The organism is Onishia taeanensis (assembly GCF_003268885.1).
GTDB classification, from domain to species: domain Bacteria; phylum Pseudomonadota; class Gammaproteobacteria; order Pseudomonadales; family Halomonadaceae; genus Onishia; species Onishia taeanensis_A.
Window position 1 is genome coordinate 107,626 of record NZ_QLSX01000008.1, and the last position, 18,339, is coordinate 125,964.

At 61.7% G+C, this 18,339-nt stretch carries 17 protein-coding genes; 6 read left to right on the forward strand and 11 right to left on the reverse strand.

Annotation, left to right across the window (positions count from 1 at the left end):
- Nucleotides 1-26: 26 nt before the first annotated feature.
- From BCL93_RS11935 to BCL93_RS11945, 4 genes are all read right to left on the reverse strand, one after another.
- On the reverse strand, nt 27-923 hold the full coding sequence (locus tag BCL93_RS11935) for a LysR family transcriptional regulator (RefSeq protein WP_112055500.1): 897 nt from the start codon (nt 921-923) through the stop codon (nt 27-29).
- A gap of 102 nt (nt 924-1,025) precedes the next feature.
- Nucleotides 1,026-1,160 (reverse strand): hypothetical protein, encoded by a 135-nt coding sequence (locus BCL93_RS17500; protein WP_258396483.1) that lies wholly within the window; start codon nt 1,158-1,160, stop codon nt 1,026-1,028.
- Nucleotides 1,161-1,386: 226 nt separating this feature from the next.
- Nucleotides 1,387-1,749 (reverse strand): hypothetical protein, encoded by a 363-nt coding sequence (locus BCL93_RS11940; protein WP_146742489.1) that lies wholly within the window; start codon nt 1,747-1,749, stop codon nt 1,387-1,389.
- 386 nt (nt 1,750-2,135) lie between these two features.
- Nucleotides 2,136-2,468: a TraR/DksA family transcriptional regulator gene (locus BCL93_RS11945; protein WP_112055502.1), complete on the reverse strand. Its 333-nt coding sequence runs from the start codon at nt 2,466-2,468 to the stop codon at nt 2,136-2,138.
- 329 nt (nt 2,469-2,797) lie between these two features.
- Between BCL93_RS11945 and BCL93_RS11950 the strand changes: the two genes are divergently transcribed.
- The 3 genes from BCL93_RS11950 (at nt 2,798) to dusA (ending at nt 5,759) form a co-directional block, all read left to right on the forward strand.
- The gene (locus BCL93_RS11950) at nt 2,798-3,187 is read left to right on the forward strand and encodes a tautomerase family protein (protein ID WP_112055503.1); all 390 of its coding nucleotides are present in this window, start codon (nt 2,798-2,800) and stop codon (nt 3,185-3,187) included.
- 649 nt (nt 3,188-3,836) lie between these two features.
- Nucleotides 3,837-4,190, forward strand: a complete 354-nt coding sequence (locus tag BCL93_RS11955; RefSeq protein ID WP_112055504.1) for a hypothetical protein — start codon at nt 3,837-3,839, stop codon at nt 4,188-4,190.
- A gap of 543 nt (nt 4,191-4,733) precedes the next feature.
- Entirely contained in the window at nt 4,734-5,759 is a 1,026-nt protein-coding gene (gene dusA, locus BCL93_RS11960; protein ID WP_112055505.1) for a tRNA dihydrouridine(20/20a) synthase DusA, read from the forward strand.
- Nucleotides 5,760-5,847: 88 nt separating this feature from the next.
- On the opposite strand, the gene BCL93_RS11965 is transcribed toward dusA, so the two are convergent.
- On the reverse strand, nt 5,848-6,879 hold the full coding sequence (locus BCL93_RS11965; RefSeq protein ID WP_112055506.1) for a succinylglutamate desuccinylase/aspartoacylase family protein: 1,032 nt from the start codon (nt 6,877-6,879) through the stop codon (nt 5,848-5,850).
- A 270-nt stretch (nt 6,880-7,149) separates the two neighbouring features.
- Between BCL93_RS11965 and BCL93_RS11970 the strand changes: the two genes are divergently transcribed.
- Entirely contained in the window at nt 7,150-7,806 is a 657-nt protein-coding gene (locus BCL93_RS11970) for a TetR family transcriptional regulator (protein ID WP_112055507.1), read from the forward strand.
- Between the two features lie 213 nt (nt 7,807-8,019).
- On the opposite strand, the gene BCL93_RS11975 is transcribed toward BCL93_RS11970, so the two are convergent.
- The 3 genes from BCL93_RS11975 to BCL93_RS11985 form a co-directional block, all read right to left on the reverse strand.
- On the reverse strand, nt 8,020-11,196 hold the full coding sequence (locus BCL93_RS11975; RefSeq protein ID WP_112055508.1) for an efflux RND transporter permease subunit: 3,177 nt from the start codon (nt 11,194-11,196) through the stop codon (nt 8,020-8,022).
- A gap of 3 nt (nt 11,197-11,199) precedes the next feature.
- Nucleotides 11,200-12,372, reverse strand: a complete 1,173-nt coding sequence (locus tag BCL93_RS11980; protein WP_258396484.1) for an efflux RND transporter periplasmic adaptor subunit — start codon at nt 12,370-12,372, stop codon at nt 11,200-11,202.
- Between the two features lie 329 nt (nt 12,373-12,701).
- Nucleotides 12,702-14,168, reverse strand: coding sequence for a TolC family outer membrane protein (locus BCL93_RS11985; RefSeq protein WP_112055509.1), 1,467 nt, complete (start codon nt 14,166-14,168; stop codon nt 12,702-12,704).
- Nucleotides 14,169-14,665: 497 nt separating this feature from the next.
- Here BCL93_RS11985 and BCL93_RS11990 point away from each other — a divergent pair, with 497 nt between their 5' ends.
- Complete coding sequence (locus tag BCL93_RS11990) at nt 14,666-15,577, forward strand: alpha/beta fold hydrolase (protein WP_112055510.1); 912 nt, start codon at nt 14,666-14,668, stop codon at nt 15,575-15,577.
- 73 nt (nt 15,578-15,650) lie between these two features.
- Here the strand turns inward: BCL93_RS11990 and BCL93_RS11995 are convergent, their stop codons facing one another.
- Nucleotides 15,651-16,520, reverse strand: coding sequence for a fructosamine kinase family protein (locus tag BCL93_RS11995; protein WP_112055577.1), 870 nt, complete (start codon nt 16,518-16,520; stop codon nt 15,651-15,653).
- Nucleotides 16,521-16,711: 191 nt separating this feature from the next.
- The gene (locus BCL93_RS12000; protein ID WP_112055511.1) at nt 16,712-17,221 is read right to left on the reverse strand and encodes a fasciclin domain-containing protein; all 510 of its coding nucleotides are present in this window, start codon (nt 17,219-17,221) and stop codon (nt 16,712-16,714) included.
- 208 nt (nt 17,222-17,429) lie between these two features.
- On the opposite strand from BCL93_RS12000, the gene BCL93_RS12005 reads away from it, so the two are divergent.
- A complete protein-coding gene (locus BCL93_RS12005; protein WP_112055512.1) occupies nt 17,430-17,741 on the forward strand; it encodes an NGG1p interacting factor NIF3 in 312 nt (103 codons plus the stop codon).
- A 16-nt stretch (nt 17,742-17,757) separates the two neighbouring features.
- Here BCL93_RS12005 and BCL93_RS12010 read toward each other — a convergent pair whose 3' ends face one another.
- Nucleotides 17,758-18,204: a DUF302 domain-containing protein gene (locus tag BCL93_RS12010; RefSeq protein ID WP_112055513.1), complete on the reverse strand. Its 447-nt coding sequence runs from the start codon at nt 18,202-18,204 to the stop codon at nt 17,758-17,760.
- Nucleotides 18,205-18,339: the final 135 nt, after the last annotated feature.

Sequence of the window (18,339 nt, forward strand, 5' to 3'; positions counted from 1 at the left end):
ACCCTCGATGATCGGCCGGGTGGCTATTACAGCACCAGGTTTTCACGAAACCAGTCGGTGATGAAATCCAGGTAGGCGCGGGTCTTGTCCGGCAGGTACTTTCGGGAGCGAAACAGCACTAGCATGCTGCCATGCTCGTTCCAGTAGGGCTGCAGCAGCGGCACCAGCCGCCCTTCGGCCACCGCCGAACGGGCGGCGAAGGTCGGCAGGTAGGCAAGGCCGAAACCGGCCTTGGCCGCCTCTACCACCCCCAGCAGGTTGTTGATGACAAGCCGTGAGTGGGGCTCGATGTCCAGCGGCTGGCCATTGAGTGAAAAGCGCCAATGCGCGCCCAGGTCATAGTTGCCGTAGAAGATGGTGTCGTGGTCGCGAATGTCCTGGGGATGCACAGGGTCGGTGACCCTCGCCAGATACTCCGGCGCCGCATAGAGGCCATAGACCACCTTGCACAGCGGACGCGAAACCAGACTAGAAGGCGGCAGCGGTCCCATGCGGATGGCCAGATCGACGGCGTCGTCGATGGGCTCGAAGCGCTGATCCTCGAGCAGGATCTCCACCGCGACGTCAGGATAGCGTCGCATGAAGGCGGTGGTCGGCTCTGCCAGATACATGAAGCCGAAACTGACCTGGGCACTGACCTTGAGCTGGCCACGCGGCCTTGCCGTGACCGACTGTACCTGCGCCTCGGCGGCATCCAGCTCCTCGCGGATGCGCAGGCCGTGTTCGTAATAGATCTGCCCCGCTTCGGTGAGGTGCAGCGAGCGGGTCGAACGATGCAGCAGGTTGACCCCCAGCTCATCTTCCAGTGCCGCCACACGCTTGGAAGCCATGGACTTGGAAATCCCCAAGCGACGCGAGGCAGCGGTGAAACTGCCCGCTCTCACCACCTCGACGAAGACCCTGAGTGCATCGAGTACTGCCATCGTCGGCTCCTTAGCGATACGTTCGAGCTAGTGTTTCCAAATTGGAAACACTAGTTTTCGATTGTACCCACTTATTCCGCAAAGGCCGACTCCCTATACTGCTCAGGCGTGTTCAAGGCAGGCCCAAATCACCTCCTTGGCCACGTCAACGTCATCAGGCGCAGGCAATCCCGCCATCGCCTGGATGTCGCCTTCAGTGCATTTCTTTTTTGCGTGACCGGCAAGACCGGCACGCATTTCTTTTTTATCCGCCAGTTATCCGCCAGCCTTTTCCTCTTCGACACGACTCTCGCCTTCTACCCTCGACCGAAGACCTCTCATCTCGGGAAGGACTCGCGGCTTTCTTTTACTAGCGACCTGGTAGCAACCTCCTAACTACTTTCAAGCTACCTCCTGGCAACTTTCTAGCCACTTACGGGCAACCCCAGGCCGTGTCCCATTGGACTGACGCTCCCACGGGACGCTACTGATCGAACAGATACTCCTGGCGATACTCGATGACGTTGCCAAGCCCATGCGGCGAGCGTGCGACCAAGGGCCCGGTCAGATGCTCGCCGCTTGCGCCGATGCGCGCCTTGACCGCCGGCGGCTGCACGTCGGCCGCCGGCATCGACACGCGAATCAGATAGCGCCCGGCGACCAGCCCGCTGCCCGGGCCCAGCGGCCCGGCGGTGAAAAGTCCGTCACGGGCTTCGGTACGCACCTGCCAGTTGACGCCGCTGGCCTCGCGCTCCAGCACCACCAGCAGTTGGGTCCGGTCCGGCAGGTTGGTGCGCCCCGTCACCTCGAGACGCCGCGCCTTGGTCAGCTGCGTCGTCACGGTCACAGTGACGGGCTCGGTCAACGCTTCCGGCTTTTCAATTGACGATGTGGACGCCCCTGCTGGCACCGATGATGATGTCTGAGCCTGAGCGGAAGATGTCCCCTGGGTTCCCTCTTCGGACGGCGGAGCCGAGCCTCCTTCGCAACCGACAAGCATCAACAGTGATGCGACACAGAGTACGCCAGGCCGCCAATGCCAAGGCCATGCCCTCTTCAGAGTTATCGTCTTGCTGGCACCATCACGCATGCTTGCCTCTATCGCCCATTTGCTGTGCCTCATTCTGACGCCTGCAGTCCGTCATCGCGAGCATGATAGTTCGCATGGCAGAAAGTAAAACATGGCAGGTGCCAGCCGGATGAGAAAGCCTGCTCCGGCTCGGCGATAGAACATCAGACGCCGGGTAGCTGCTCGGCGCAGTTCATGCAGCGCGTGGTATAAGGCAGCGCCGCTAACCGCTTGTCATCAATGGTGGTGCCACAGCGCTCGCAGCGCTCCCCTTCTCCCGCCTCGACCCGCTCGAGAGCATGCATGACCTGCCTGAGTTCAGCTTCGGCCTCGTTCTCCAGAGAGTCGACCACCTCACTATTCTCAAGCTCGATAGACTGGTCTTCCATATCCTTGTCCAGCGCGCCTTCTGAGCGCTGCTTGCTGGCCTGATAGCGCTCGATACGGGCGATCAGGTCGTTTCGGAGGGCCTCGAGGGCCGCAGTGCGTTGACTCATGTCATTCCCTTCAGCGACCGGCCCGCGGTTGCGCAAGCCGTATGAATAGTCCTAGCACAAGCACCAACGGCACACACAGCCAATCTACTGCCTACAGGCCTGTTATCGCTTCGAACGGCGCCCCCAACTCACTGTCATGCTGCAGTGCCTGACACTATCAGCGAGGTGCACGTTATCTGTTGCCGACCTCTTTCGCCGCCACTGGCCTTTAAAAAAACCTCGGCAAGCCCCATTTCTTTAGCACGCAAATAGTCATCCACTCTTCATCATTCTGCGCATGCCTTCAGGCATGCTGGAATGCCATCAGGCGACTGCCAGAGGGACTAACCGTGCCGCTATTACGTTTCGATGTGGTCAAAGGGCGCGACGAGAAAGCGCTGAGGACCATGCTGGATACCGCCCATGCGGCCATGCTGGAAGCATTCGAGGTGCCGGCAACGGACCGCTATCAGATCGTGCACCAGCACGAGCCTAACGAACTGATCGTCGAGGACACCGGTCTCGGGTTCAGCAGAAGCGACAACCTGGTGATGATCAGCATCGTCAGCAAACCTAGAACGCAGCACCAGAAAGAACGACTCTACGCTCTACTCGCCGAACGGCTGGAATCCGAGTGCGGTATTTCATCTCAGGACCTGATGGTTTCTATTACCGAGAATGGAGACGCCGACTGGAGCTTTGGCATGGGTGAAGCTCAGTTCCTGACCGGCAAGCTGTAACCACGCTCGAATCATCGCCCTCTCGACACGACCTTTCACAATGGAAGACCTGAGGGCGGCGGTGATAGTGAAGACGATCGTGCCGTCGGGGGCTGGCTCCTTATGGCCACCAGAAAAGGGCTCCGACAGCCTATTCAGGCCATGAGGGCAGACCTGGAGCCAATAGTAGCCAAAGCGCTAAGGGTCATGTATCTTCAGCTGAATATCGACAATTTTTGGCCGCTAGGCCACAGGCGAGCAATCAGCGCCGCAACACCTGTCGTCGGTTTCATCACCTCGATGCCCCATGGCCCCATGCGCATATCAGAGCTTTCACTGCCCGATGGTCGCAGCAATGCTCACCTACGTCGTTCACCTACGTAGTGGTCATTAAGGGCACTCGATTGAAGTGACCAAGCCTTGTCCGAGGGAAGCATTGAGACAGGCACACAGGCCAGTGGATTGATGTATTCGCCTGAATGATCGAAGCCACCGACAAGAAAGACTGATTGCTTGTCACGTGCCGCTCAACTTCATTAAAGCTGTTCGCCAAGTTACATCTTGCGAGCAACTTTTTTACAGAACCGAGCATTTAAAAAGTTAACGCATTGTCACAACTGCCATCATCCGATTAAAGGATGGCAACCATATTATTAGGAACAGCACTATCATGATGACTAATCTAAGCGAATTTGAAGAGAGCATGCGTCGCGAGATTGACGCATTCCAAGACAACAGCGAGAAAGAAAAAGCCAAGCGCCAGGCACAAGCCGCCAACAAGACCCCGGCCCCGGATACCAAGCCACGCAAGACGCAGCGCCCAACCAAGGAACAGGTTGAATCCTACAAGACGGGCCACTTGGTCAAACTCGCCGTGCGTACTAAGCGCCTCGAACTCGATACCATCTTCGAACATCGCTCAAGCAGCATTTCTCGCCTGGAAGCGCAGATGGAAGCGGAAGAAGCCGCCAAGAAGGCGGGCTATCCCATCATTGGCCACCTGGTAGACATTGAGCGCCTCTGATAGGCCAATGCTCCAGACGCAGGGCGGGGCGGTGCTCCAGGTTATGTGCAGAAAGTTTTGTTCGAGAAGTTCAGTGTGAGAAGCTCAGTGCGAAAAGACAGCAACGCTCAACGATTTGATTATCATTAGAGTGCGGCACTAACGTCTAACGTAACTCTTGCAGACCATGCAGTCGTAGGTGCGATTAACGACGCACCGTTTTCATCGTTGAGGTTGAACCCCGCATATATGTGCTCTCGATACACTCATGCCAGATGCCCCCGCAAAAGCACTTACATCACCTAACCCACTTGACCAAATCACTTGGTCTAAGCGCTTTTCTGAGGCTGGATGCCCACTAGAGCGGAGCGCGCGAGTGGCTGCAGCCATCCGCTGTCGATGGCCACATGCACCCGGCAAGCAGTTATGGGAGAATACGCCCCTTTTCAGGGTGCGCTCGTCGCACCGACTCTGACCAAGCCCCTGCCCTTCGGCCCAGGCGAGACACCTGCGAACACGCGGCGTGGCGCCGATCACCGGGCATCACCACGGCACTGCAACGTTATGACTGACCTGGCCAACGCGACCTCGCCCCCCGCACCTCTGGATCGCACCTTCTCCGTCGCGCCCATGATGGATTGGACGACTCGCGACTACCGGGCCTTCGCTCGCACGCTGAGCCGTCATGCCCTGCTGTATACCGAGATGGTCACCACCGGCGCCATCCTGCACGGCAGCCCGCGCAAGCGCTTTCTGGGCTATGAGGCCGTCGAACATCCGCTGGCGCTGCAGCTGGGCGGCAGCGATGCCGGCGAGCTCGCCGAGTGCGCGGCGATCGCCGAGGAATGGGGCTATGACGAGGTTAACCTGAACGTTGGCTGCCCCAGCGACCGGGTGCAGAACAATCTCATCGGGGCTTGCCTGATGGGGCATCCAGACAAGGTGGCGTCAGCGGTCAAGGCGATGCAGGCGGCGGTGTCGATCCCGGTGACGGTGAAATGCCGCATCGGCATCGACGATCAGGATGAGGACGCGGATCTCGAGCGCTTCATCGACGAGGTCGCCGCCGCCGGCTGCGAGGTGTTCACACTGCATGCCCGCAAGGCCTGGCTCGAAGGCCTGTCGCCGAAAGAGAACCGCGACGTGCCGCCGCTCAACTACGGCCGCGTACACCGTTTGAAGCAGCAACGTCCCGAGCTTCACATTGGCATCAACGGCGGCATCAAGACGCTGGATGAGTGCCGAGAACACCTCGAACGGGTCGACAGCGTGATGCTCGGCCGCGAGGCTTACCAGAACCCCTGGCTGCTGGCCGGTGTCGATGAGGCGATTTACGGCAAGCAGGGGCCGGCCACCAGTCGCCACGATGCGGCCCGGGCCTTCCGCCCCTACATCGCCATGCGGCTTGCGGAGGGCGCCAAGCTCAACCACATCACCCGCCACCTGTTGGGACTCTTCCAGGGCTGCCCAGGCGGCCGACGCTTCCGCCGTCACCTCTCTGAAAACGCCCACCGAGACGGCGCCGGCCTAGAGGTCTTCGACGAAGCGTTGTCACTGGTGTCTGAAGAGCGTCTGGCCCAGCCGGCCTGAGGGGCTAAAAAGCCCCGAGGGCTATGTCATCAAGGGACTATAATAATAAGAAGAACCTATGACATGAAGAGGTTATGATACAAATAGCCTATGACATGCCTTCCGGGGCCGGATCGTAATCCGACTGGAAGGTCTCGACGGCGTTTTCGGCTTCCTCGATGGCATCAAAGCGCGCCACGTGAAAAAGCGCCTCGCCCTCATTGGCGAGCGGCAGGTTACCCATGCCGATGACGATACCATCGGCCGGCGCCAGCACATCTTCTTCCGAGTTGCCGAACGGATCGGCAACCTTGCCCAGCACCTCCCCCTTGGCGACTCGAGTACCAAGGCGCACCTTGGGCCTCAAGATGCCGTCGATCGGCGCCCGCGCCCAGCTCGAGCCATTGGCGACCTCCGCCTGGCGAGGCGTGGCGCGGCGACGGTCATTGGCCAGCATACCGATCGCGCGCATCACCCGGCGCACGCCACGCACGCCGGGCGCGATCGCCCACTCATCGAAGCGCAGCGCCTCGCCCGCCTCGTAGGTCAGCACCGGCATACCGCGGGACTGCGCATAGTGGCGCAGGCTTCCCTCGCGCAACTCGGCATTGAGAATCACCGGCACGCCGAAGGCCATGGCGATGGCCTCGGTTTCGCTATCCGGTGTCAGCTGAGCGCGGATCTGCGGCAGGTTGGTGCGATGAATGGCACCGGTGTGCAGGTCGATGATATGGGTGGCCTGATCGACGATCTCTTCGCGGAACAGCGCCGCCACTCGCGAGCCCAAAGAGCCGGACTCGCTGCCAGGGAAACAGCGGTTGAGGTCGCGACGGTCGGGCAGATAGCGGCTGTGCTGCACGAAGCCGAATACGTTGACGATGGGCACTGCGATCAGCGTGCCACGCAGCCCCTGCAGGCCCTTCGAGCGCAGTAGCCGGCGCACGATCTCGACGCCGTTGATCTCGTCGCCGTGGATGGCGCCACAGACCAGCAGTGTGGGGCCGGGCTGGCGGCCGTGCACCACCTCGACGGGGATATGCAGCGGCGCATGGGTGTAGAGCTTGGCCACCGGCACATCGATCTGCGCGCGGGCGCCGGGGGCCACTCTGACACCGGCGAGTTCAAAGGGGGCACGAGCCATGAGCAAAGCTTCCTTGTGGCAATCGAGGCAATCGAGCGAGAACCGTGTGGAGAGTAAGAGTCCAGCGCATCATGCGAACGCGGCCCTGGTCGGGTTCAGCTTTGAAAACAGTGTTTTCTGATGAATGACGTTATACGCCTTCATGACCCTTCTGACGAGCCTGCCGCCGCTTGGCTAAGACGATAGATGCATACATGCATGCATGTAAGTGGGCGCTTATTGCGCTAGAATAGCCCTACATTTACCGTGATAATCAACGCTGTCTTCCTTATGGCCCGAAAGACCAAAGCCGACGCCGAAGCGACCCGCGAGGCACTGCTGGATGCCGCCGAAGATGTCTTCTTCGATAAAGGCGTTGCCCGAACCACCCTCGAGCAGATCGCTCGCCACGCGGGCATGACCCGCGGCGCCGTCTATTGGCATTTCAAGAATAAGGCGGATCTTTTTCACGCCATGAGTGACCGGGTGCATCTGCCCTTCGAGGAGCTGACTCGCGAACTCGAGTCACCGCAGCAAGGACGTACGCCGCTTGATACCATTCGCCTGACGCTGCGGCACGCCTTCATTCGCATTGAACAGCCCCGCCATCGTCGGGTGCTGTCGATCATCCTGCATCGCTGCGAATTCTTCAGCGACATCAACCCGCTGCAGATGCAGCATAAGATGGCTGAGGACTGCTATTGCTCGATGCTGCGCCATTTCGAAATGGCCGAGCAGTCCGGCCAACTGGCCCCCCATATCAATGCCGTCCACGCCGCCCAGCTGATGGAGTACACCATCGGCGGAATGATTCAGGACTGGCTGCGCACGCCCGAGGAATATTCGCTGGCCGAGCGGGGTCGGGTCATTATCGACAGCCTGTTTGATCTGCTGTCGCGTAACGCCCCAGGCGACGCGTCCACGGCACCGGGTGCGCTCCCTTCCTGAGCCGGTCGTAGCTAAGCTTGTCGTCACTTACCGCCTTCCTGCGCGCAATGACGTGTGCGCTCACACCGCTTGTCACTGATTGACCGTAGCCGCGACTGTCGGCCGTGATCCGCAAGGGCAGGCAGCCATTCCTGACTCGCCAGGTTAGCCGTCACACAAAAAAGGCCGCTTCCCCGAGGGGAAGCGGCCTTGTCGTGACGTGATGCGACGCGGTCAGTCGTGCGACTGCTCTAGCGACGCCTCGTCATGGTGCTTGCCACGCTTGTCGGCCAGCCACTGCTGGATGTTGGCGATCATCGCATAGTAGGTTGGCACGAACAGGCTCGCCAACACGGCCACCGAGGCCATGCCCACCGCGACGGTGGTCCCGATGTGATGGCTGCTGGTGTCACTGGCACCGGTAGCGGTGGCCAGCGGCAAGGTGCCGAAGATGAAGGCCAGCGAGGTCATCACGATTGGCCGGAAACGCAGCTCGGACGCGATCATCGCCGCCTCCCGGATCGACTTGCCGTGCTCCTTGCGCTGCAGTTCGGCGAATTCGACGATCATGATGGCGTTCTTGGCGGCAAGGCCGACCACTACCAGCATGCCGATCTCGACATAAATGCTGATATCCAGCCCGCGCAGCACGATACCGCCGATGGCGCCCAGGAAGGCAAAGGGCACCGCTGTAATCACCGCCAGCGGCAGGGACCAGCTTTCGTACTGGGCCGCCAGGATCAGCAGAATCATGATGATACCGAACACGACAGCGAGGGTAGCCGCGCTGCCGGCGTTGGTTTCCTGATAGGCCGTACCGGTCCAGCCCATGCCCCAACCGTCGCCGAGGGTGTCCTGAACCACCTCCTGCATGGCCTGGACCGCCTGACCGGAGCTATAGCCCGTTGCCGGACCGCCCTGGAACTGCGCCGCTGGATAGACGTTGAAGCGGGTCATCACCGAGGCCGTCGACTGACGCTCCAGGGTCACGAACGCGGAAAGCGGAATACGCTTGCCATCACCGCCACGCACGAAGATCTGATCCAAAGCGTCCGGCGTCTGACGGAATTCCGATTCGTTCTGCATGTAGACCTGGAAGTTGCGGCTACGATACGAGAAGTAGTTCACGAAGCCACTGCCCAGCGTATTCGACAGGGTGGTGTAGAGATCATCCAACGACACGCCATAGCTCAGCGCCTTCTCACGATCGATATCGGCGCGATAGGACGGCACATTGGCGTTGTAGGTGGTGAACACCCGGTTGAGTTCGGGGCGTTGATTGGCCGCCTGCATCACCTTCATCGAGGCCTGGTAGAGCTCGTTGGCATCCGCGCCATCATAGGACTGCAGATAGCCGGTAAAGCCGCCGGTGGTCGACAGCCCGATGATCGGCGGCAGGTTGAAGGCCATGGTCTTGCCGCCATCGATACTGCCGCCGAACTTCATGATCTGCCCGATCAACTGCGTGGCACTGATGTCGCGCTCGGCCCAGGGCTCCATGGCGATGAACATGATACCGCGGGCGCTGTTGACGGCGCTGGACAGCATGTCGTAACCCGCCACCGCGGCCACGTAACGCACCGCGGGCACCGCTTCGATCTTATCGCTGAGCTCGGCCATGTAGTCTTGGGTCCGCTGAAGCGAGGCAGCCTCAGGCAGCGACACGCTGGCCAGCACCATGCCCTGGTCGGTCTCCGGTACCAGCGAGGTCGGAGTCCGCTCATAAAGGGCGTAGGAACCCACGCAGGTAGCGACCCCTAGCGCCAGCGCCAACACCCAGCGCTTGATCAGCAAGTCCACCAGCCAAAGGTAAGCCCGGGTAACAGCGGCGAAGGTGCGATCGAAAGCCCGCAGCGGTGCGGTCAGGCCTCTGACGAGCTTGGAGCGCGGATGACGAGACTTGTGGCGCACGAAGATCGCGCACATCGCCGGGGTGAATGTCAGCGCCACCACCGCCGAGATCGCCACCGACACCGCGATGGTCAAGGCGAACTGCTGATAGATCTGCCCGGTGAAGCCACCGAGGAAGGCAACCGGCACGAATACCGCCGCCATGATCAGCGAGGTGGCGATAACCGGGCCACCGACCTCCTTCATCGCCCGACTTGATGCGGCCAGGATCTTGATGTTGGGATCTTCTTCGAGAATACGCTCGACGTTCTCCACCACCAGGATGGCATCATCGACCACGATGCCTATCGCCAGTACCAGCGCGAACAGCGATAGCAGGTTGATCGAGAAGCCAAACAGGTAAAGCCCAGCAAAGGTGCCCACCACCGAGACCGGTACTACCGACAGGGCGATGGCGGTGGTCCGCCAGTTCTGCAGGAAAATCAGCACGATCGCCGCGACGATCAGGAACGCCTCGATGAAGGTGTGCTCCACGGTGGTCACCGAGGCATCGATGAACAGCGTGGTGTCGTAGGGCACTTCATAGTCGAGCCCCGGCGGGAAGCGCTCCTTGAGACGGTCCATGGTGGCGACCACATGCTTGGCCGTTTCCAGGGCATTGGCGCCGGGCTGCTGGTTGATCATGATCGGCGTCATGGTGCCGCCGTTCAGACGCGCATCAATATTGTAGGAGGATGCCCCCAGTTCGATGCGCGCGACGTCATCCAGGCGCAGCGCCGAGCCGTCCGGATTGGTACGCAGGATGATGTCGCGAAACTGATCGGCGTTGCTCATACGGCCGGGGGCGGTAATGGTATAGCTATAGGCCCGTGACTCGCCCTGCGGCGTCTTGGCCAGGCCCCCTGCCGCTACCTCGGTATTCTGCGAACTGACCGCATCGGCCACCTCGGCCGGGGTCATGTCGTACTCGGCCAGCTTGTCCGGGTTGAGCCAGATGCGCATCGCGAACTCGCCACCCCCCAGCACCTCGGCGCTGCCCACGCCAGGCACCTGGCGCAGCTCGTCGAGGAGGTTGAGGGTCGCGTAGTTCTGCATGTAGATCTTGCCGTAGTCGTTCTGCGGCGAGGTCAGGCCCAGCACCATCAGGATGCTGCTGGAGCTAAGTTCGACCGTCACCCCTTGCGCCTGTACCGACTCGGGCAGCTGCGACAACGTCTGCTGAACGCGGTTGTTGACGTTGATGGTGTTGGTATCGCCGTCCGAGCCGATGGCAAAGGCGATGCTCATGGAGAGCGAGCCGTTATCGGCAGTGGTCGAGTTCATGTAGAGCATGTCCTCGACGCCATTGATCGCCTCGGCAAGCGGGGCGGCCACGGTCTGCGATACCGTGTCGGCATCGGCGCCCGGGTAGGTGGCCTTGACCGAGACCGTCGGCGGCACCACGCTCGGATACTGCTCGATGGGCAGCACACGAAGCGCCATGATGCCCACCAGGGCAATGATCACCGAGAGCACGGTGGCAAACACCGGCCGCCGGATGAAGAAATCGGAAAACGTCATGGATCAGCTCCCGCTTGCTGCGTCGCCGTCGAAGGGCTGGGGTTCGATCGTGGTGCCGGGCTGGATACCGCCCGGGTCGCTGGCCAGCACTCGCTCACCGGTTTCCAGACCGCTCTTGATGATCAGCCAGTGGCCGGCGGTTTCACCGAGTTCGACGGTGCGCGCACGGGCCTTGTTGTCGTCATCCAGCACGAACACCTGCGGGCCCATCAGCCCCTCGGTCACGGCAATCTCAGGAACCGCCAGCACGTCATAGCGCTTGAGGCCGGCAAGCGAGATACGCACGAACTGACCCGGCAGGAAGCTGCCCTCAGGGTTGTCGAACATCGCCCGCGCCTCCACGGTGCTGGTGCTCTCGCTGACCCGGCTACCCAGGAAGTCGAGCTTGCCGTCAAGGCTTTGCGCGGCATTGCCCTGCTCGGCGGGACGCGACAGAGTGGCGCCGATCGGCGCTTCCTTGTCGTCACGCTGACGGCGCAGCGCCAGGGCATCCGTCTGGGGCAGTTGGAAGCGCACCTCGAGAGGGTCCAGCGGGGTGATGGTGGCAAGCTCCGTGCCGGGATCCACCAGGTTGCCCACGTTGATCTCGCTCAGGCTTATCGCTCCGCTCACCGGCGCCTCGACGTCGGTGTAATTGAGATCGATGCGCGCACTGTCCAGCGCGGCTTCGTTCTGCGCCACGGTGGCGCGTGCCACCTGCAGATCCGCCAGGGCATCGTCGTAATCCTGACGGCTCACCGAGTTCTGGTTCAGCAGGCGCTGGTAGCGGTCGGCGTCGCGCTGGGCGCGCTCCCGCTCGGCCTTGGCACTCTTGAGGTCGGCTTCGGCGCTACGCACCGACGCCTGATAGGTGGCCGGCTCGATGGTATAGAGGCTGTCGCCCTTCTCGACCCGGTCGCCGGGCTCGAACTGACGCGCCTCCAGAAGACCGCTGACCCGCGCCACGACGGTGACCTCGTTCTCGCTGCTGAGCAGCGAGGGATAGGACTTGTCGAGCGCGATATCACGACGCTCGACGCTCATGACCTGGCCGGGCGTCGCAGGTGCCGCCTGGTCACTGCCCGCTGCCTGCGCCTGGCCGCCCGACTCGCTGCCGCAGCCGGCCATGAGACCGGCAAGCCCCAGGCCGAGCAGCGCCAGTCGCCAAGGGCGCATCGCGTTTGCGTTGTTCTGCATGTCTGTCTCCCGCTCGAATGATGAAATCAATGCGTGGCTTGTCCACCACCGTCGATGCCCGATATTAAACATCCATACATGTACGGATATTGACGATGCGAAACGGGCCTGAATGCAGACTCAGGTCCGGGGCAATGGGGGTATGACGGTGGGTGGCTAGCGTGTAAATGACCAGTTCTTGTCACTGGCTCTTATGGACTGGCTCTTATGGACTGGCTCTTGACTCACCCGTCGTGCAATACGCGCCAGCGAAGGGGTCACTGGTGGGTGACAAGGGCGGATGGCCAGCCCGACAAGAAACCGCCGCCCGACGGGGCGGCGGTCATGGCTCAGGCGTCGGGTTGCGGACGCTCGCCGATATCCCTCATGGAATCGTAGGAGCCGCCGCCGTCCTCGCTGACTTCCAGCAGCACGGCCTGATCGGCGCTGAGCTGAGCATTCAGCTCGCGAATCACCTCGACATCCAGGGTGCCGGCCTGCTGGCGCAGCTCGAGCTTGTCGAGCACATAGTCATAGCGCGCCTCGGCCAGGTTGGAGATAGCGTCATAGAGGTTCTGTTCGGCCGCCAGGACATCGACGATGTTGCGGGTACCGACCTCATAGCCCGAACGGGTCGCGTCCAGAGCGCTGCGGTTGGAGACCACCGCCTGACGGCGCGCCTCCACGGTGGCGACATCGTTGCGCACCTGGGTGTAAAGCGAGCGTACCTGCTGGATGGTCAAGCGGCGCTGCGCCTCGGCATCATACTGACTGGCCGCCAGTGTGTAGGTGCTTTGGCGAATCTGGGCGCTGGTCGAGCCGCCGGTATACAGCGGCAGGCTCGCGCGCACGCCGAGCTGACTGGATGAATCATGGCCCTCGACCTGATCGCGATCGCTGTCGGCATAGTTGTAGGCAGCAAAGGCCTCTACCACCGGCAGACGAGCTGCCTTGGAGATATCGACGCTTGAGCGTGAGACGTCGACTGCCGCCATGGCGCTTTTCAGCAGCGGACTTTCCTCGAGGGCCATATCGACCCATGCATCACGTTCAGCAGGCGTCGGCAGCTCGACCGGCAGGTCTTCGGTGAGGCTCTGGATGCTCTGGTAACGCTTGCCGGTCAGGCGTTCGAGTTCCTCGAAGCTGACCTCCAGATCGCTCTGGGCGGTGATGCGCTCGGCCCGGGCCTGGTCGAAGCTGGCGCGGGCCTCCTCGACGTCGGTGATCGCGATCAGGCCGACCTCGAACTGCTCACGGGCCTGCTCCAGCTGGCGCGAGATCGCGCGTTCCTGAGCCCGACGGGCGGCGAGGATGTCATTGGCACGCAGGATCTCGAAATACGCGGTCGACGCATCGAACAACAGCTGCTGCTCGCTGGCAATCAACGACAGTCTCTCCTGATCGATCTGGTTCTCGGCCTGATCGACTTCCCGTGCATTGGCCGCGTCATACAGGGCCTGGCTGGCATCGAGGGCCAGGCTGCCACTGTTGTAGTCATCATCCGCGCTCTGGCTGACGCCCGCACCCGATATGGTCGACTGCTGGCTGTCGTAGGTGCGGTTATTCGCCAACTCGGCAGAGGCATTGATCTGCGGCAGCAGGTCACCACCGGCCACGTCACGGCTTTCCTGGGTGCTTTTCAGGCTGGCTCGCGCTGAGGCAAGGCTGGCATCGTTTTCCAGGGCATCGCTTGCGATACCCAGCAGGTCAGCGCCCTGAGCCTGACTTGCCAGAGCAATGGACATCGCCAGGGGCAGCATGATGGCCCGCCGAGTCAGGCGCCTGCCGGATGCAGAGAGATCAGTGATGAGCGGCATGAGCTTTCCTTGGTCAAGGGAAGATGGAGGCAGATATAGCATAGGGGGAAGCGCTATCACTCGTCCCCCCTCTCCGTCGCCAGACATCATGCCAGAAACGACGGTTCACGCTTATGTCAATTGGCGAGCATTATAGCTACATGCGTGTATGTATACTAGCAGGCTAATGATTATTCCTTTTTTCGACCATGATTGAGCCTGCCTATCAATATCCGGCCTCCTGCTGGAAAACTGCGCCTCGACGGGCTCATGAACGGGCTCATGAGCCTCAAGCCGCTCTCCAGGACGCCCCAGGCGACGTCAGCTATCCATCTCACTCACCATCATGGCGTCTGCCTCTCGATGTTGTAGTCTATGCTGCATGGCAGCATAACGCCCCGCAAGCCGACGCGCCTTTGCCGGCTGCAACGCAGGGCACGGCATGACTCTTCGCCACATACCTCTACACCACATACCTCTACACCACATACCTCTGCCCCACGTCAAAAGGTAGCACTATGGATCGCCTGGAACTGGTCAAGGTCAGGGCACTGCAGATCGCGGTGCGCATCTGGAATCCCGATGCCCCACGCACGCTGGTAGCCTGGCACGGGCTGGCCCGTCACGGCGGCGATTTTGCGGCCCTGGCGCGCGAGCTGGGCCCCGAGTGGCGCGTACTGGCCCCTGACACGCCGGGACGCGGCCTGTCCAGCTGGTCGCTCTACCCCGCCCATGACTATCTGTATGAGCACTACCAGCAAGTCGCCGTGGCCCTGCTCGACCACTTCGAGCTTGAGCGGGTGCCTTGGGTAGGCACTTCGATGGGCGGGCTGCTGGGCATGCTGCTCGCCGCCGAGCCCACCACCGCCTCGCGCATCGAGTGCCTGGTGCTCAACGATGTCGGCCCCGAGCTGGACCCGGACGGCCTGTCGAGTCTCGCGACCTACTTCGGCGCCATGCATCGCTTCGTCCACTTCGGCGACCTGGAAGCCGAACTGCGCGAACACTACGCGGGTTTTGGCATCGACAGCGACGCTGCCTGGCGACAGCTGGCGCTGGACAGCGCTCGGCGCCTGCCGGACGGCAGTTGGACCTACCATTACGATCCGCGCATTGGCGAGCAATTCATCCATGACACGCCACGCGACACCTGGGCCGACTGGCGCGCCATTCAATGCCCGCTGATGGTGATTCGCGGCGCAAGCTCGCCGCTGCTTGCCCACGAGAGCATCGAGCGCATGCGACAGGAGCAGCCGGCGCTTGTCAGTCTGGAAGTGCCGGGCTGCGGCCACGCGCCGATGCTCGATCGCCCCAGCCAGGTCGCCCCCCTCGCCGACTTCCTGCGCCACACCGGGGGCACCAGGGCACCATCAGAGCGGCATTGGTGGCAGCGCGGTCGCGACTGGCTAAAGCGCAGGATAAGCAAATGAAACCAAGCGTTAAGAGGGTCAACACCCGGTTCTTCTGCGGCCATGCCACGTTTGGAACTACTTTCGCCGCCCCCTAGCCCTGCTCGACGCGTGCCAGGGCCCGCTCCACGGCGCCCCGGTAGCTGCCACCGAACATCAGCAGATGATTCAGCAGCGGATAGAGCTGGAACAGGGCTTCCCGCCTCGGCCAATCGCCGGGGCGGTTTCCGTTCCAGTAGGCCTCGAAGAAGGCCGCCGAGGGCGAACCAAACAGCGTCAGCATGGCCAGATCCACCTCCGGGTAATGGGCATACACCGCCGGGTCGATAAGCGCCGGGCCGTGGTCGGTATGCATCACGTTGCCCGACCACAGATCGCCATGAACGAGGCTTGCCGGGGCGTCGGGCAACCAGTCCTCGAGCCGCTCGGCCACGTCTTCCAATCGTGCTCGCAGTCGCTGATCAAGCAGCCCATGCTCATGGCAGGCGGCCGCCAGGGGCTTCAAACGGCGCTCACGCTGGAAGGCGCGACCGTCGTCAAGCCGGGCATTGGGCTGAGGCGTACGGCCGCAGGCGTTGTCCCGCGGCCAGCCGTGGGCTTCAAGGGTCACACCGTGCAGCGTGCGCAACCCCTCGCCCAGCGCGGTATCGCTGTCGCCCTTTCTGGCAACCTTGTTGACGCCATCGTGCGATGCGGGGTTCAGCGCTTCCATCAGCAGCCAGGGGCCTTCCTGGCCGAGCACCCTGGGCACCCGCAGGGGACTGCCAGTCAGGGCATTTCGCAGCGCGTTGAGCCCCTCAGCCTCGCCAGCCAGGCGCTCAGAATCGTCACGTTTGACCACTATCGCGCCCTGCCGGGTCTCGAGACGCGCCACCTCGGCAATATCACCGCCGCTGAGGGGCGATAGAGCCCCGCTCGGCTCGAGATCCAGACGCTCAAGCAGCGCGGTCAGTCGATCGTCCATGCTCATCTCCAGCCAGGTGAATGATGTCTCCATCAATGCTGTATACGCACAGGCACAAAAATACCGCCTCCCGGGGGAGGCGGTACAGGGGGCGCGACGGGATGGTGTCGGGCTAGCCAGGAGCAGGTCGCTCGAAGAACCCTGAAACTCATGCAGCGACGAATGCGGACATCAGCTCAGGCATCGTCGCCTTACTCGGGGATCAGGACCTTGTCGATCACATGGATGACGCCGTTACTGGCCATCACATCGGCAGCAGTCACGGTGGCATCATTGATCATCACCTTACCGTCCATGGTGGTGATGGTCAGATCCTGTCCCTGAACGGTGGTAGCGGAGCTGGCGGCCATGGCGTCTTCCGCCATGATCTTGCCGGGTACCACATGGTAGGTCAGCACGGCTTGCAGCTGATCCTTGTTTTCCGGCATCAGCAGGGTGTCGAGAGTACCTTCCGGCAAGGCAGCGAAGGCGTCGTCGGTAGGGGCGAATACCGTGAACGGTCCCTCTCCTTTGAGAGTGTCAACAAGGCCAGCGGCCTTTACCGCGGCCACGAGAGTGTCGAACTGACCGGCTTCGATGGCGGTGTCGACGATGTCGGCCTGGGCCATACCATGATCATCCGCCTGTACCGTACCGGCGAGCATCATGCCAACCAGACCGATGCCCATCCACTGGGGTGCTGCGACTGCGATGGCTTTCATGGAACTTACTCCTGTAGGACGTACCTGAGGAAAGACGTTGACCTTGAGCGCTTACCGCTTCACTCAAGTAGTCACCCGAGGCGGCCTTCGAGACGCGAGAGGGTCGCGCCAGCCCTGTACCACACAACCTATTTGTACAAAGGCTGGACAATTAGTTCCGATCGCACAAGTTTTTTTTGTCATTCCCCCATCCATCAGGGAGAGAGCCATGTACAAGCTCGCCTTCTTCGCCCCCACCGAGGCGGCCGAAACCGTGAAAGAGGCCGTCTTCTCAAGCGGTGCCGGACGCATCGGTGACTATGAAGCCTGCTGCTTTCAGACGTCGGGCATCGGCCAGTTTCGCCCGCTGAGCGGCGCCGACCCGCATATCGGCCGCGTCGGCGATCTTTCGCTTGTCGAAGAGGTAAAGATAGAGCTGGTGTGCCAGGACGCGCTGATCCGCGACGCCGTGGCGGCCCTCAAGAAGGCCCACCCCTATGAGGAGCCGGCCTATGAGGTATGGAGACTGGAAAACTTTTAACGGCGCCGTGGCGACGCTAGTCGGCAACTGTCTGTTCGGCAATGGCCGCGAAGATAGCATCCAGCTCTGCCGCCATGGCATCCAGTTCGGCACTCTCATAGGGGGCGAACACCGCAGACGGCTGGCGATAGCTGAGAGTCGAGGCGCCATCACCGTTCTCGGTTAAGTAGAAGCGGATCGGCGCCTCAATGCCGGCAGGAACACTGGCCTTGAGCATGCGTACCGCGAAGTCGTTGCGATAGACACCGATGACCATATTCCCGGGGATCGTTACACCGCGATTGGCCGCCCCCTTGCTGGCACTGGCCCTCGTCACCAGGCCCATGTTGTGATCCTCGATGGCCTGTTCCAGGCGCGTAACCAGGGTGGCGAAGTCATGAGGCGTGGCCTTGACCACCATGCCCGTCGGGGCCGCCTGTGAAAGCGGTGGCACAAGCAGGCAAAGTAGCATCAAAGCCGCCATCAGCAGACTCTGCCGTCCAGGTGTCGCCAGGCGTCTTAAACAAAGGGGCATGGCAAGAGGGATGAAGCGGCGAAGGGCTTTGGAGTTCGTGCGGATCATCGGCAGGCTCCCGTCGACAGGCGAGCGTCGTGACAA